Source organism: Pseudomonas sp. GW822-FHT02G04 (assembly GCF_058802085.1).
Map to the genome: position 1 here is coordinate 125,510 of NZ_JBXANU010000004.1, position 15,982 is coordinate 141,491.

13 protein-coding genes and 1 pseudogene are annotated in these 15,982 nt (G+C 57.7%); 7 read left to right on the forward strand and 7 right to left on the reverse strand.

The genetic code is table 11. From position 1 onward, the window contains the following. Positions 1-10: 10 nt before the first annotated feature. From AC1RO5_RS07375 to AC1RO5_RS07390, 4 genes are all read right to left on the reverse strand, one after another. A complete protein-coding gene (locus tag AC1RO5_RS07375) occupies positions 11-727 on the reverse strand; it encodes a response regulator transcription factor (protein ID WP_493174034.1) in 717 nt (238 codons plus the stop codon). A 623-nt stretch (positions 728-1,350) separates the two neighbouring features. Beyond that, the gene (locus AC1RO5_RS07380) at positions 1,351-2,730 is read right to left on the reverse strand and encodes a TolC family outer membrane protein (protein WP_493174036.1); all 1,380 of its coding nucleotides are present in this window, start codon (positions 2,728-2,730) and stop codon (positions 1,351-1,353) included. Positions 2,731-2,738: 8 nt separating this feature from the next. Further along, positions 2,739-4,052 (reverse strand): HlyD family type I secretion periplasmic adaptor subunit, encoded by a 1,314-nt coding sequence (locus AC1RO5_RS07385; RefSeq protein ID WP_493174458.1) that lies wholly within the window; start codon positions 4,050-4,052, stop codon positions 2,739-2,741. Then, entirely contained in the window at positions 4,030-5,808 is a 1,779-nt protein-coding gene (locus AC1RO5_RS07390) for a type I secretion system permease/ATPase (protein ID WP_493174040.1), read from the reverse strand. Before AC1RO5_RS07390 ends, AC1RO5_RS07385 begins: the two co-directional genes overlap by 23 nt. Before the next feature lie 210 nt (positions 5,809-6,018). Between AC1RO5_RS07390 and AC1RO5_RS07395 the strand changes: the two genes are divergently transcribed. Both AC1RO5_RS07395 and AC1RO5_RS07400 read left to right on the forward strand, forming a co-directional pair. Next, on the forward strand, positions 6,019-6,684 hold the full coding sequence (locus AC1RO5_RS07395; protein WP_493174043.1) for a class I SAM-dependent methyltransferase: 666 nt from the start codon (positions 6,019-6,021) through the stop codon (positions 6,682-6,684). 80 nt (positions 6,685-6,764) lie between these two features. Beyond that, on the forward strand, positions 6,765-8,153 hold the full coding sequence (locus AC1RO5_RS07400) for an FAD-binding oxidoreductase (RefSeq protein WP_493174045.1): 1,389 nt from the start codon (positions 6,765-6,767) through the stop codon (positions 8,151-8,153). A 411-nt stretch (positions 8,154-8,564) separates the two neighbouring features. Here the strand turns inward: AC1RO5_RS07400 and AC1RO5_RS07405 are convergent, their stop codons facing one another. Both AC1RO5_RS07405 and AC1RO5_RS07410 read right to left on the reverse strand, forming a co-directional pair. Further along, on the reverse strand, positions 8,565-9,437 hold the full coding sequence (locus AC1RO5_RS07405; RefSeq protein ID WP_493174048.1) for a DNA/RNA non-specific endonuclease: 873 nt from the start codon (positions 9,435-9,437) through the stop codon (positions 8,565-8,567). Positions 9,438-9,692: 255 nt separating this feature from the next. After that, complete coding sequence (locus tag AC1RO5_RS07410; RefSeq protein WP_493174051.1) at positions 9,693-10,736, reverse strand: GlxA family transcriptional regulator; 1,044 nt, start codon at positions 10,734-10,736, stop codon at positions 9,693-9,695. A 104-nt stretch (positions 10,737-10,840) separates the two neighbouring features. On the opposite strand from AC1RO5_RS07410, the gene AC1RO5_RS07415 reads away from it, so the two are divergent. From AC1RO5_RS07415 to AC1RO5_RS07425, 3 genes are all read left to right on the forward strand, one after another. After that, entirely contained in the window at positions 10,841-11,482 is a 642-nt protein-coding gene (locus tag AC1RO5_RS07415; protein WP_493174053.1) for an HD domain-containing protein, read from the forward strand. Positions 11,483-11,579: 97 nt separating this feature from the next. Beyond that, positions 11,580-12,461 carry an NmrA family NAD(P)-binding protein gene (locus AC1RO5_RS07420; RefSeq protein ID WP_493174055.1) on the forward strand — a complete coding sequence of 294 codons (882 nt, stop codon included), beginning with the start codon at positions 11,580-11,582 and terminating at the stop codon, positions 12,459-12,461. 97 nt (positions 12,462-12,558) lie between these two features. After that, complete coding sequence (locus tag AC1RO5_RS07425; RefSeq protein WP_493174057.1) at positions 12,559-13,179, forward strand: glutathione S-transferase family protein; 621 nt, start codon at positions 12,559-12,561, stop codon at positions 13,177-13,179. Between the two features lie 55 nt (positions 13,180-13,234). Here the strand turns inward: AC1RO5_RS07425 and AC1RO5_RS07430 are convergent, their stop codons facing one another. Further along, positions 13,235-14,539, reverse strand: a complete 1,305-nt coding sequence (locus AC1RO5_RS07430) for an MFS transporter (protein ID WP_493174059.1) — start codon at positions 14,537-14,539, stop codon at positions 13,235-13,237. Positions 14,540-14,680: 141 nt separating this feature from the next. Here AC1RO5_RS07430 and AC1RO5_RS07435 point away from each other — a divergent pair, with 141 nt between their 5' ends. Together AC1RO5_RS07435 and AC1RO5_RS07440 are read left to right on the forward strand one after the other, a co-directional pair. Continuing rightward, complete coding sequence (locus AC1RO5_RS07435) at positions 14,681-15,532, forward strand: NAD-dependent epimerase/dehydratase family protein (protein WP_493174061.1); 852 nt, start codon at positions 14,681-14,683, stop codon at positions 15,530-15,532. Positions 15,533-15,622: 90 nt separating this feature from the next. Next, positions 15,623-15,817 (forward strand): annotated as a pseudogene (locus AC1RO5_RS07440) (long-chain fatty acid--CoA ligase); the annotation flags it as partial. Positions 15,818-15,982: the final 165 nt, after the last annotated feature.

Consider the following 15,982-nt stretch of genomic DNA (forward strand, 5'->3'; position numbering starts at 1 on the left):
CCAAAGAAATTCAATGCAGTTCAACCCAAGTGGACTCGGGCGGTTCTTCATTGTTGGTGAGCCCGTGCTTCTGTGCGTATATCAGCAAGTCGATACGGTTAACGAGATCAAGCTTTTGATAAATGTTACTGAGGTGATTGTGCACGGTGTGCTCGCTGATACCCAAGCGCCCGGCGATGCACATGTATTTGGCAGACGGATCCCCCACGATGGCGCGAATCAGTTCCCTTTCACGCAGCGTCAGCCGCGCCTGTTTCGCCTGCTCCGAATTGCATTTCAAAGGAATATGCCCGGTCGCGGCATAGTCGGAAAGCCCACCGACCCAGGCTCTATCCAGCCCGATGTCGCGATGGTGGACCTGGATGATGGCTCGGATGATCGATTCCGTCGGGTCTTCCGCCAGCACGACGCCGCGTGCACCCGCCTCTATCGCCTGGGCAACGGGGACGGCTTCGTACAGGCTCTTGAGCACCAGGACTTTCATTTCGGCGCTGCGGGCGAGCCCCGCGACGACCGCCAATGGGTTCAGCGCATCCGGAAAGAAACTGAAAAAAATGACATCGGGACGCAACTGATCGGCAAGATCCAGCGCTTTGGTATAGGTGGTGGCCTGACCGCTCACTTCCATCTGAGGCTTGCGGGCATTGATCAAGTCCTGAAGGCCCATCAGAACAAGGGGACGACAATCGATCAGCATCACGCGTATTGGTTTTATTTGGGTCGTCATTACCGTCCTGACTCCCTTGGAATATGAACGATGGCCTCCACCCGTTGGCCTTCCTGGATCAGCAGCTCAATCACCTGGCCACCACGATTGAAGGACAGATGCGAGCGCCGACAGGCCTTGACAGTGCCCGCCCGGGTATTAGCCTTTGGGACACTTCCACCCGTTGCACCGGCAGGGATTGCGGACGTTCCCAGAAGCCGGGCAAAAGCCATCGAGACAACAGAAACAGGAATAATCATCAATAGTTTGCGCTTGATGATGTGCTCCCTCGAACCGCTCAACTGAGTCTAGGCCAGCCCGGCGCACTGCCAGCCTAGCCATTTGCCAGTCGTCGACTTAGCCTCATACAGGTAGCCCGGCCGACGTTCCCCAGGGTGCCCTCAACCCTAGAAAATCAAGGTCTTAGGCTCGCCGCCGGCGACCTGCGGTCAAAGCCTGACCCGATCAAAATCGTCAATTAACCGACGAGTGGCGCGCAGCAAAGTATGACAATAAAACAACCGTCAATTTATCGGCGAAATCTACCTCGCCGAACCACCCGCAAGCCGGCCTCAGGCCCGTGGGGCAGGCACTGAAAAACCAGTCTGGCTGGAGGGTATACAACGTCGGTATTGCTGGCAGGATCAGGGGGATGTGAGGTTTTTGCTGGAGCTGCCGGGGCTCAACCAGGCATTGACGTTTTCGACACCCTCGACAGGCGGTTTTCCCGCCCAGCGATTGAGCGTGAAGACATTGGTGACGAAGTCGTATTGCGTCTTGAGCAGATCACGACGAGCCCGGAATTCGTTGCGTACGCTGGTCAGTACATCGACGGCATTGACCATTCCGTAACTGAGTCCTTTCTCTGCCGCCACTCTGGACAGCTGTGCCGAGGCCAGGGCATGCCGGCTCGCACTGATCTTTTCTGCGCTCGAGTTGGCGGTCAGGTAAGCGGTGGTGATCTCCTTGACCACCTGGCGCTGGACCGATTCCAGTTGCTGCTCTGCCACAATCTGATCCTGGTAGAGCCCACGCACCCGCGCCGAGGTTGAGCCGCCGCTGTACAGCGGCACTTGCACGCCAATACCGGCGACATAACTGTCGGTGCGCGGCGCCAGGGAGTTGTTGTAGCCCTCGTTGGTCTGCTGTGCGCTCAGAGTAAGGCTCACGGTCGGATAGTGCCCGCCCTTGCCGCCGCGCAACGCAGCACCTGCTGCTTCGACGCCGCTTTGGTTGGCCTTGAGCGCCGGGTTTTGCTCTATACCCTCGCGGACCCACGATTCAAGACTCTGCGCCGACACCTGCAGTTGCACGTCATCGCGAATCCGGTTGAGCTTCTCCTTGACCGGCCGGCCGACGATCTCCGCCAGCGCCTCGCGAGTGATACTGGCCTGGTTCCGGGCATCCAGTTCCTGCGCTGCCAGCAAATCGACCCGGGCCTTGAGGTCGAGCTGATCGGTAATCAACGCCAGCTGCTTTTCGTACAACGCATTGACTCTGTCCAGACTCTTTTGCGTGGTTTGACGCTCCGCCTTTACCAACTCCAGTTCATCCTCGGCCGCCAACGCGGCGAAGTAACGCTGGGCCAAATCCACGGTGGCCTCGGCCTGGGCCTCCTGCGCTTCCGATTCGGTTTGCTTGGCCAGGCTTTTGAATCTTTGGTAGTTCTCCCACGCGGCCTTGTTGTAGAGGTACTGACGCAGCACCAGGCTGTAGATTTCGCTATCGTAACTGCGCTGCACCAGGTCGCTCTCCTGATGAATCCGGTTCTGCCCGGCGTTGAGCGATACCTGTGGCAACAGCGAGCCCAGGGCCTCGCGTTGATGTTCCTCGCCCGCCTTCGCTCGCGCATACGAGGCCAATACTCGCGGATCTTCCAGCCGGGCTTCGCGATACAACTGCATGAGGTCAGTGGAATACGTCGAGGCATTGACCCCGGTCGGTGACGGCGCAGTGGTTTGCGCCAAGGCAATATCGCTGCCCAGTGCAAACATGAGCAGACCGCCCGGCAGAGCTGCTGGCATTCGCACGATCATTCCTCGATCATCGATTGAGAGATGGCATTGCGGGCCGGCTGCATCAGGTATTGCAACAGCGTGCGTTGCCCTGTGATGATCAACACGTCCGCAGGCATCCCCGGCAGTAATTTGCGATCACCCAAGGCGCGCACACCGGCTTCGGTAACCCGGACCCGGGCCAGGTAATAGGGAGTCCCGCTCTTTTCGTTGACCAGCCGGTCCGCCGAGACATTGATGACCTCGCCCTGGATCACCGGCGTGGTCGCACTGTTGAACGCACCGAAACGGATATCGGCACGCTTGCCGATGGCGATGCGATCGATATCGACCGGCGCCACCTGGGCCTCTATGACCAGTTCAGAAACCGAGGGAACAATGTCCAGCAGAGGCGTCGCCGAGCGCACGACACCGCCAATCGTATGCACCGTCATGCCAATCACCATGCCCGACTCAGGTGCGCGGATGATGATATGGCTGAGCCGGTCCTCCAGGGCGGAAGCCTTCTCTTGCAGGTCGTAGATTTTGGTCTGAACATCGGCCAATTGTTTGGCGACATCGGCATTGAAGTCTTTATCGACTTGTAGAATCTGCAGCTGTGTTTCATTGATCTGCAGGCGAGTCCTGGTGATGGTCGAACGATGGTCGGCCAATTCGGACTTGACCATTTCAAGCTTGCGCTGCTGCTCAAGCAGCCGTTGTTTGTCGACGAATCCTTGCGACAACATGTCGGTCAATTCAACGATTTCACCGCTGTAGGATTTATTCAGTTGGCCCTTGACCCCGATCATCGCCTCCAGCCCCTTGATCTGTTGATTCAACTGACCAATGCGCTCTTTCAGAACCGATATCTGGCCCAGCCGTGACCCCCGTCGTGCGTTGAATACCTGGGTCTCGCCCTGGCGCGCTTCGGCACCTCGCTGACTGTCGGAATCGGTCATGACGTCAAAGCCAATTACTGGCAGATTGTCCCGCTCAGCCTTGAGTCTTGCCTCCATGGCTCTGGCGGCAATGAGCTGGCTTCGGGTCATCTCGTATTCGGATCGCAGCTGGGAATCATCGAGAATAATCAGCGGGTCATCTTGCTTGACGATGTCACCGTCATGGGCCAACACCTGTTTGACGATGCCACCTTCGAGGTGTTGTACCGTTTTCCGGTAAGCCTGCACGGTGACCACGCCAGGCGCGTAAGCCGCACCATCGAGCGGTGCGACCGCCGCCCAGGTGCCGAACACCCCGAAGATCATCAAGACAATGCCAAAACCCAGGCGACGGATCTTTCGATCAGATACCGCCAGGTCGGCGAAGTTATCTGTTTGACGACTGAGCATCGTACTGTTCATCGGCATCACCCTTGCGAGTAGCCACCGAAGCCACGCTTGCGCCCGCTTGCGTGGCGTGCTTTTGTGCCCGCTGCGCGAGTTCGGCCAGCACTTGTTCGCGTGGTCCATAGAGACTGATAGCGCCATCACTCATCACCATCAGCCGGTCAAGTTGGGACACAATGTTGGTTCGGTGGGTAATCACAAAAACGGTTGCACCTGTCAGCTTGAGCTGCTGGATGGCCACCGCCAGGGCACGATCACCGACTTCGTCGAGATTGGAATTGGGCTCGTCGAGGATAATCAGCCGCGGGTTGCCATACAGGGCACGGGCCAGGCCTATGCGTTGGCGCTGCCCTCCCGACAGCATGACGCCATCGCTGCCAATGACGGTGTCATAGCCATCGGGCAACAGCAGAATCATTTCGTGAACGCCGGCAGACTTGGCCGCCAGAACGACTTTCTCGGAATCGACCTCGGCGAAGCGGGCAATGTTCTCGCTGACGCTGCCTTCGAATAATTCGATGTCCTGGGGCAAGTAACCTATGTACGGCCCAAGTTCATGTTTGTCCCACGCACAGATGTCCGCGCCATCGAGCCGGACCACCCCATGCTGCGGCGCCCATACCCCCATCAGTGCCCTGGCCAGGGTGGACTTGCCCGCGGCACTTGGACCGATGATTCCGACAATGCAGCCGGCAGGTACGCTGAAACTCATGTTTTTGATGATCGGGGTTTTCGAGCCTGGTGCCGAGACGATCAGATTCTCCACCTGCACATGCCCCTGGGGCGCAGGCAATGACATGCGCTCGGGCTGAGCCTGTTGTTTGTCGAGGATGTCGTTGAGACGGCGGTACTGCGAACGGGCCGCAATAAAGCCCTTCCAGCTGCCGATAATCAGATCGATGGGGGCCAATGCACGCCCTAGCAGCACGGACCCGGCAAACACCATGCCTGGCCCCACCTGGTGGTCCACGGTCAGGTACGCCCCCAGGCCCAGGATCAGCGATTGCACCAGGATCCGGAAAGACCTGGAAAGCGTGCTGATGATGCCACCTCTATCGCTCGCCCCGGACTGCAGCAACAGGACATTTCTCTGGCGACGCCCCCAACGGTCCATCAGGGTATCAAGCATGCCCATGGACTCGATGACTTCAGCGTTGCGCAGATTTTTCGTGGTGTGGAGCGTCGCGCCAATATGTTCCTTGTTAGCCTGGGCAAGTGCCGGCCCCGTCAACCTCTCGTTGAGAAACGCGAGCAATAACAACAACAACGCACTGCCCACCGCCACCCAGCCATACCAGGGATGGAACATGAACATCACAGCGACATAGATAGGCAACCAGGGCGCATCGAAAAAGGCGAACAATCCATTGCCGGAGAGAAACTGTCTCAAGCCCGTCAAGTCATTGAGCGACTGGGCCGAGGCATCCATGCCGCCACTTTCCAGCGCCCGTTTGAAACTGGCCTTATAGACCTGGCGACCCAGCAACACATCCAGCCGGGTACTGACCCGAACCATGATGCGCGAACGGACCCATTCCAGCGCGCCGAGCGTGACCACCAGCCCGGTCATGATCAACGTCAGCATGGCCAGGGTAGTCAGACTTCCGCTGGTTACCACTCGTCCATATACCTGAAGCATATAGAAGGTAGGAACGAGCATCAGCGCGTTGATGAAAAAGCTGAAAAAGCCAACAGAAACAAAGCTGTCTCTACAGGCTTTCAACGCTATTTTCAGACTGTTATCAGGTGTGTTTCGCATGGAAACCCCTGCTCGAAAAGCCATACCTTGAGGAGCTTAGATCATGCCGAACGACTGTGCGCAGCCGTTGGCCAGATCGCTTCAAGCAACGAGTTCTATCCCCGGATTGACGGTCATTTCGACCGGACGCAGATAAAGCGCCACCGACAAGGTCCGCCACACCGGCACTTGTCCTATTCTTCCCTCCAACCCATCACTGCGGACATCGAAATGCCCACCCTCGAATCCACCCTCCTCCAGAGCTGGCACCACAACGCTCAATCCTGGATTGAGGCCATCCGCAGCGGCGCCATCGAAAGCCGCCTCAAGGTCACCGACCAGGCAATCCTGCTGGCGATACTGGGCCGCCAGCCCGAGCGTGTGCTCGACCTGGGCTGCGGCGAGGGCTGGCTGTTGCGCGCGCTGGCTGAACGGGCCATCAACGCGGTCGGTGTGGATGGCGACGCGACGCTGGTCGAGGCAGCGCGGGCGGCGGGTTCTTCGCGGGTGCATTTGGCGAGCTATGAAGAGTTGGTAGAGGCGAAGGTGGACATCGGCAGCGACTACGACCTGATCTGCGCCAACTTCGCCCTGTTGCACCAGGACATCATCCCCCTGCTCGCCGCCATGAACGCCCTGCTCGCCCCGGGCGGCGCGCTGGTGATCCAGACGCTGCATCCGTGGACCGCGGCGGCGGGCGACTATCAGGACGGTTGGCGGGAAGAAACCTTCGCCGGGTTCAAGGGGCAGTGGCGACCCATGCCGTGGTACTCGCGCACCATGTCCAGTTGGCTCAACGCCCTGGACATGGCCGGTTTTCGGCTGGCCGCCCTGCAGGAGCCGCAGCACCCGCAAAGTCCGGTGCCGCAGTCGTTGTTGTTGGTGGCTGAGCGATGAGATGCCTCGGGAATAGAGCAGCCTCAGGCGAGGCGTGAGGCACAGTGAAGTTCACACGGCGCAAACTACTCGAGGCTGGCATGACCTGCATAGCAGTCAATGCACTGTCGCCTTGGCGGTTATGGGCTGCGTCTTCAGGCGTCCTGGTTAACGACGTCACGCTTCTCAACCCGATTGGGGTTAACCGTCTCCTCACCCCGCATACGACGGATGATATTCGGCAAGCGCTCGCCGCAGGATCTGGCCCGGTCTGCATTGGTGGTGGCCGCTATAGCATGGGCGGACAGATTGCCACCGAGGACAGCCTGCACATCGACATGCGTCAGTTCAATCAGGTCATCCATTACTCGCCCGAGAACAGGCTCATACGCGTGCAAGCAGGGATTCGGTGGCGCGACCTGCAGTCGGTCATCGACCCACACGACCTTTCGGTAAAGATCATGCAGAGCTATGCCAACTTTACCGTCGGCGGGGCACTGTCGGTCAATGCGCATGGGCGTTATGTCGGTGCCGGCCCGGTGATCAACTCGGTGCGCTCCCTCCAACTGGTGCTCGCCGACGGTTCGGTAGTAGAAGCGTCCCGCACCGCAAATGCCGACTTGTTCCACGCAGCCATCGGTGGCTATGGCGCACTGGGGGTCATCACTGAGGTCGAATTGGACCTTGCGTCCAACGTCACGATGGAGCGCCAGGTACACCGAATGTCAGTTGCCAATTACCCGACATTTTTCAATGAGCAGATCCGCGGGAACGAACAGGCAATCCTGCACAACGCCGATCTGGCGCCCCCCTACTTTGATCAGGCCACCTCCGTCACCTGGCGCACCACGGACAAAGAGCTGACAGTCGAAGACAGGCTGGTCGCACCGGGGCAATCGTACAGGTTCGACCAGATCGCCATGTGGAGTGTGGCCAAACTTCCCGGCGGCCCGTTGATTCGCAAGGATGTGATCGATCCACTGCGCTACCTCAGCCACCCGGTTGTACGGCGCAACTACGAGGCCAGTGCGGATGTCGCCTCGCTCGGGCCTATTGCAACCCGAAACAGCACCTACGCGTTGCAGGAGTATTTTGTACCGGTCGCCCGGCTCAACGCGTTCGTACAGCAATTGACCACCATCCTGCAGGCGTACCGCGTTGACGCCGTCAACGTCTCTATCCGGCACTCGCCGGGCGACCCCGACTCGTGCCTGTCTTGGGCACGCGAAGAAGTGTTTTCATTCGTACTCTATTACTGGCAACACGTTAGCGTGGCCGACCGTGAAAAAGTCGGCGTGTGGACGCGCGAACTTATCGACGCCGCGTTGTCGCTTGGGGGGACTTATTATCTGCCCTACCAGTTGCATGCGACGCGAGAGCAGTTCTCACGTGCCTACCCCAATGCGCGACGCCTGTTCGCACTCAAGGCGCAATACGATCCGGGCAAGCGATTCCGCAACAAGCTCTGGGATAAGTACTACACGGGGTAGCGCGGGACCTGAGGCTCGTTTGACGCCCGCATGATCGCCTCGACGCTGATCACCCGCCCCTGGCTCACTCCTTGACGAAGTTGCCAATGTAATTGTCGGCAAGGTTCATCACGACTTCCCTTCATCCATCAACAGAATCGGCGCGTTTCAATGCCTGGGCGGCGCGCTAGCCGCGACACACTCTCTGTGGCAGCTGCCGAGCTTGCGAGGCTGCGTTCGGCTGCACAGCAGTCGTGAATTCGGCTTGCGCGGTCTGCCTGACGCACCGCAAGTTCCGGTTTGACGACTGCTTCGCAGCCGAACGCAACCTCGCCGGCTCGGCAGCTGCTACGGATTACCCGATGGTTTTTATTTCAATCACATGCAAATGACAAATCCCATCGGTGCATCCAGCCTTTGGGGTGCAAGCCATCAAGAGCGTCCCACGGAACCTGTGACCGGTAGATTCCCCAGCAAGTTGAGCCCGGTACTCTTTACGAAAGCGTCATAGTCCATCGGCTTCTCGATACGGGTTTCAGCGTTGGGCAGTACGTAAGCCCAGGCACGCTTGGACGATGCGTCGTAAACCAGCTTGAACAGGCGGGTCGGCACCCAGACCTTGTTGTCGCCGACGGTGGCGTGGCCTGAATCAAAGAGCGGGCCGGTAAAGACAAAGACATTGCCATCGGCTCGTTTGGCAAACTTTCTGACATCGGACTCGACCTTACTCCAGATCTTCCGGTTGTTGGTTGGGTCTTGCGGCACCATGTTCGACAGCGCAAAGGATTGGGCCATTGCATTGGGGTTCGGTGCATCGGCTGCCGGGGATTGATGGCCACGGTCCACGGCCGGATGTTGGCTACGGTAGTCGCTCAACTCTGCCCGCCCACTCTTGGGGATGCGTGGGTCCGGGTAGAACTGGTTGGTGCGCTCCTCCCCTTTGGCATCCTGCAGCTGGGCGGCATTAAGGCGTTCGACCACTACCAGCGGCGTCTTGCTGGTTTGCGAGTACAGCACCGCGAAGTTGTCGGAGCACAGGGCCAAGGGTTTCATTGTGGCAGGCACAGTGGCGGTGTTGATCGGTTTCGCTGCCGGGAACAGATCCGCGCAGCCGTCAAACGATGCCTGTTTCTGTTTGTTTGAATAGAGTTCCAGGGCCGCGTTCTGGCTGATCGAGCCCGAGTGGGACGCTTGTTCCTGATGGTGGCTGGGGGGGTTGAGGAGGTCCAGCAGACTGCGGGCTTGTGCCCCGGTCGAGAGCAAAACAAGGGCCGACAGCCCAACTGCAATTTTGCGTAGGTGCATGCTTTAAATCTTCGAATTGGATTGAGGGGTAAACGTACGGCGAGTCCCGATTCACGGGGCCAGGTGGAGGCGGTTGCGGATTATATTGCGGTGAGCATGCTTTCACTGTCCTTGATCAAAATGCCGATACGGATCCGGTCGGCGCCGGGCAGTACGACCGCTGACGGTCGCGCGGGGTTTATTGACCATGACAAGTCACATTAGTGCTGAGCAGCGTTCACATTCTACTTGCCCATGCTCGTCGAACGGGCATGCCTAAGCGGGCTCTTTAGTCGGCGCGAAACGTTGTGCGTACTCCTTTGGACTCACCCCCATGCGTCGCACGAAGGCTTTTCTGAGCACGTCGACACTGTGGTAGCCGCATCGGCGCGCAACCTCCTCCATCGACCGTCTTCCCAGCTCTATTTGCCGACAGGCCGCTTCGACCCGGACGTCCTCGACGTACTTCGCAGGCGTTGTCTTGAACTCCCGCTGAAACATGCGAATCAAGGTCCTCACGCTGGTGGCGAGCCTGTCTGCAAGTATCTCGACCGTCAGCTCCGTATGCAGATGCTCACTGATCCATACGCATAACTCATCCAGGTTCGAACCTGTCGCATGCTGCGACTGGAGTGCAACGCTGAACTGTGCCTGGCCGCCTGGACGTCGCAGAAACAGAACCAGATTTTTCGCGACCTCCAAAGCGATGTCGTCACCCAGGTCTTCGCTGACCAATGCAAGCGCAAGATCGATTCCCGCCGATATGCCTGCCGAGGTGTACACGTTGCTGTCTTTGATCCAAATCGGATTGGGGTCCACCTGCACGCTGGGATAGCGATCGGCCAGGCTGCGTGCCATCCGCCAGTGGGTTGTTGCCTTTCGACCATCCAGAAGCCCTGTTTCGGCCAAGGCGAAGGCCCCGACACAGATCGAACACACACGCCTGACATCTCTGGCTCGCGTGCGGATCCACTCGATGGCCGTTTGATCCAGATGATCCATGGCTTTCCAGCCCGACGTCACGATCAACGTGTCGATGGGCTTGTTTTCAAGACGCTCCTGTTCAAGCGTCTTGTGCGCCATAAGTGCGATGCCGGTGCTGCTTTCCAGGTGTTCATTGGCACCCGCACAAACGAGTTCGAGTGTGTAGGGGGCAGCGTCACCACGGTGCAGATTGTTCGCATAGGCAAACACCTCTGCCGGGCCGATCACATCAAGCGAATCCACGGGCGGCAACCCTAGAATCACCACTCGTTTTTGCGCTACGCCGACAAAGGAATGGACTGATTTCTTTGTTTTTCTCACAGCGATCTCCCGCATTGAGCTGCTTCGCATATTGGCACAAATCATCTGAAAATAGTCAATTTTGCCAATAGCGACTACTTAGAATGAACTGCAAGCCAACTTAATCCCCGGAAGCAAACATGAGTACCCCAGTCATCATCGGCGGCTTCAGCGCTCCAGACTCTGAACTCGCTCGCAAGGCCTCGTTCCTCGTAGAACGCGTTCACTCGACAGCGCTCCTGCACCATGTGCATCGCACGTGGTGGTTTGCCGAGTTCCTCGGCCGGCAGCGAGGCCTGAAATACGACCGTGAGGCCGTCTATCTCGCCGCCCTGCTGCACGACCTGGGTCTGACGTACGAGTTTGCGGCCGACCAACGCTTTGAGGTCGACGGCGCCGACGCCGCCAGCCGCTTCCTGCTGGACAACGGTTACCCGGAATCGAAAGCCGAGCTGGTTTGGGATGCGATCGCCCTTCACTCCAGTGCCGGCATCGCCGACCGCAAGCAGCCAGAGATCGCCCTGATCTACATGGGCGCCCATGTCGACGTGATGGGATTACGGCTGGAGGAAATCACGCCATCGCTGGTCGAGGATACGCTGGCCCTCTACCCCCGCATTGGCATGAAAGCCGCGTTTACCCAAGCGGTCGCTGAAGTGGCCAAGAAGAAACCTCACACCGCGATTGGCACTGGGCTCGCTGACGTCGGACGTCGTCACGTGCACGGGTTCGATTGCCCGAATGTGTGCGACCTGATTGATCACGCTCCTTTCGATAGCTGACAGCGGTGCGCTACTGCGCAACCTTCTTGAATTGGTAACGCCTGATACGTGATATCGGCGCGAGCAATGTGTGTTCCTTAACTTTGGAGTATTCACCATGCAGCAACGCAAATACCTCGTCACCGGCGCTACGGGAAAAACGGGCGTCTACACCATTCGCCACCTTCTCAATGGAGGTCATGCGGTTCGGGCTTTTGTGCACCAAGAGGACGAACGCAGCGCAGCGCTTCGGAGCGAGGGCGCCGAAATATTCGTTGGCGACCTCCTTGAACATGACGACATCATTCGTGCGATGGAGGGGGTCACAGGCGCCTACCTGTGCTATCCCGTGCGTCCTGGCTACATTCAGGCGACCGCCTATTTTGCGGATGCCGCCCGGCGAGCCGGCGTCGAGGTCGTGGTGGAAATGTCGCAGATTTCCGCTCGGGAAGATTCATTGAGTCACGCCGCGCGCGACCACTGGATCGCGGAGCGCGTACTTGACTGGTCTGGCGTGCCCACCGTCCATATCCGCCCGACGTTCTTTTCCGAGTGGCTGATCTTTCCGTGGGTGCTTGATCAGATCGTGAAAGAGAACAAGATCACGCTGCCATACGGCACCGGCCGACATGCCCCCATCGCCGCTGAAGACCAGGCACGACTGATCGCTGCCGTTCTCACGCAGCCGTCTGGCCATATCGGGAAAACCTACCCGCTGTACGGCCCTGTCGAGCTGAGCCATCAAGAGATTGCCGACGAAATCAGCGGCATCGTAGGTCGCACCATCACCTACAGCCCTTCAACTCTGGAAGAGTATCGCCAGCATCTGCAGACCTACGACCTGCCGGAGTTTGTGATCCAGCACTTCCTTGCAGTCGCGGTCGATTACCAGAACGGAATCTTTAGCGGTGAGGACGGGGTTATCGGCGAAATCACCGGACAAGCGCCTCAAACGGTGGGTGACTTCGTACGCGCAAACCGGCAAGCGTTCGAGGGGTGATCACGATGGTCGTATGCGCCTGGTCTTGAAGACATGCGCATACGCCGCTTTTCACTTAGCATCCAATGATCATCCATTCATTTCCAGGAAGTGCCTGATGAACCCCAAAATAGAGCTGTATGGCGCTCCTACCGGCAACAGTCTGAGGGCTGCAATAGCCTTGGAGGAAGCAGGTATCCCCTACACCGCACGAAGACTGAATTTGCAGGCGAATGAGCAACGCGACTTGTCGTACCTGGCGCTTAATCCGGCAGGAAAAGTCCCAACCCTGGTCGACCATACATCGACACCCGCGCTGGTCATTAACCAATCGAACGCAATCATTCAATTCGCTGATGCAAAAGCTCCCGGTCGGCTTGCACCAGCGCATCGCGGACCAAAGCGCGACCTGGTGTTTGATCGTTACTTCTTTTTCGTAACGGACGTAATCGGGCCCAGTCATGCCGCATTTTTCCTGCGCCAGGCAGGGTTTAATGATGCGGCCACACTCATCGATCTGCGCGTCATTGAACAACTTGTCTATGCAGAACGGTTTCTTACCGACGACTTTATGGCCGGAGACCAGTTCTCCATGGCGGACATCTCTGCTTTCACCATTGCGGCATCATTTCGTGACTGGCTGGATTGGAAAGTGCTTTCACGCTTATCACGCTGGTTCGATGCGATCGAAGCCAGGCCCGCGGTACAACGAGGATTGAAAGCGTTCCAGGATCACTGAGCGCTACCGTTCGGCGTTAGCTCGGCGTGGTCTTTTACATAGTCATGGCACTGTTTCATCTGGCCACCTCGCTACCATCGGCCAAGGATGAAGACGACAACGAAGTGACTTCTTCCTTATTCGCCTGTACGGCTCCGTTGTCCTTGGGGACGAGCAACACAATGGCCCCCACGATCACTTCGAAAATCCCGGCACCGACAATAATCAGGCCGGTTTCAAAGTGGGCATACAGCGCCGCACCGCAGGCACCGGCTATCAGAATCGACGCCCCCAGCGCGGCAAAGCGCAGCCTTGCCAGCCCCGCGATCTCGCTTTGCTTGAATCTGGTTTGAATGAGCAGAATGAACGAGATGTCGATCAGTGGCCCACCGAGTGCCGCAAGACCTGCGCCGATCATCATCCCCGCCAGAACATGCTCCGCTGGCAGATACATCACGGCTGCACCGATGGCTGCGATGCCCAAGCCGTTAACCACGGAACCGAAGGTAAACCCGTGATACAAGCGGCGGATTTGCAGATTGCCCACGACAAAAATGGAGATCAGGTTCCCTGCCCCATAGGCGCCCATGATCAGGCCGTAGGCAGCAAAACCCTGTACACCGTAACCCTGGATATCGTATTTGACGACGGCCAGCGCCATGCCGATCGAGATACCCACGCTCCAGGCAACATTGCCCAGTCCCGCACACACATACACTGCCTGCATTTGCCTGCGCCCAACAAGGCTTCGCCAGCCGGCAGTAAAACCGGCACGTCGGCTGGTCGCCCTGACAGGTTGGCGCGGCAACGCTTTACCCAGCTTCATGACCGCCCAGGCGGAGATCAGGAATGTGATGCCGTTCAGGGTAAAAAGATGCTCGATCGGAATCAGCAACGTAATCGCCGCGGCCAGCATCGGCCCGATCACCCGGGCAACCCGGATGATGGCATCGAACAGTGCGTTGACCGATTGCAGTTGGTCCGGTGCCGCAACAATGCGCGGCAGACTGGCCCGCAGCGCTGGTTCGAAGAGCGAGTTGACGATCATCATGAGCATGAGCGGCACCGCCAGCATCCAGAGACTCATGATGCCAAGCCCCCAGGCGATCACCGGAATCAAGGCAAGCCCGGCCCGCGCCAGATCGGCGCCGATCATCGTGCGACGGTGGTCCCAACGCTCCGCCCATATTCCACCCAGCAATGCGCCTGCCAACGCAGCAGCACCGCGTAAAGCACTGAGCCAGCTCGCATCGGTACCGGCGATCTGCACCGCCATCCAGGCGATGGCAATCGCGAAGAGTTCGTCACCAATTGAGGAGAGCGCCAACCCTCCCCACAGCAAGGCTACGGGCCGCTGAAGTAACGGCCTGAACAATTTCATAGCATCAACTCCGCACAGTCACTCAGCAGGCCTGAAAGCCCCCCGTATCGCACGGGCATGATTTTATGAGTGTCAACGCGTTTTTCGGACTCGGCTCAATGCAGACAACGGCAAATTCCAGATCCGCGCACGGCAGCATAGATGCACTGGCTCCATATCAGGCAACGCCCCACCCCCCTATTCGCATCCTGCCTGAGGTCTGAGCCCTTCCGCGATAGTTACAAAGGCGCAAAGCACTGGCAGAAACTGTATGACACCAATGTGACCGGAACCGAGCGCCTGTTGCAAGCCGCTTATGCCGCTGGCATTCGTCGTGCAGTCCATACTTCATCCATTGCCGTGCTGAAGGGCAACAAAGATCAAGTGATCGATGAAACAATGTCTCGCAGTGAATCGGAGGCTGACGATTATTACTTGAGTAAAATATTGTCTGAACAGAAAGTTCAGGAATTTCTGTTGCGGCACCCAGACATGTTCGTCGCCATGGTATTGCCTGGCTGGATGTTTGGCCCTGGGGACATCGGCCCGACCTCATCAGGACAGTTCCTGCTCGACTTTGTCGGAAAAAAATTGCCCGGCGTACTGCCTGGAAGTTTTTCCGTTGTCGATGCCAGGGATGTAGCGGAGCATCAACTTGCGGCAATCACACGCGGCCGATCCGGAGAACGCTACCTGGCAGCCGGCACTCACATGGACATGAAAAGCATTTTCCAGGCGCTCTCCAGTGTCAGTGGCGTAAAAGCGCCAGAGCGCAAAGTGCCACTGTTCATGCTGCGTATCATTGCCTTGATTTATGAAGGTTATTACCGAATTACGAAAAAGCCGGTGCTCATCAGTACCTCCACTGTCAAACTTATGGAGCAAGAGCAAGGGCGCACCCATTTCAGCCACAACAAAAGCCAAAAAAAATTGGAGTGCAAGTTCCGCCCCGTGACGGAAACATTGACCGATACCCTGGATTGGTATCGGAGAAATAACTACATCGATGCTTAATTGAAACAATTTACATACAGCCTGCCTCTGTAGTACTTTCTTATCTAACCATAAATTCTTTGTTCTACCCAATGAGGTGCAGTTCCGGTCATTCTCAACTACAAACTGACGCCATTCGAAATGAACAGCGTCATCAGCATTGCCAGACCGACGCTGGCAGTGACCACCGAAACGCTATTCGAGCAGCATAGCGAGACATTTCAGCCTGCCTACGGCGTTCGGCACTCCTTGGTGTTGAACGTCGCAAGCGAGCCATCGAAAATTATTTCTCCCGACAAGTACACCCACTACCCATCACTACATCACACCTCATTTAACATTTGTTATTGGCGGCCTTCTAATATTCACATTTCCCACCAATAACACAACACCCTAATAACATTCACATGAACACTAACAAGCCTCGCTGACTTTTTATAACAATCATTGACACACTGACATAGACGCCCT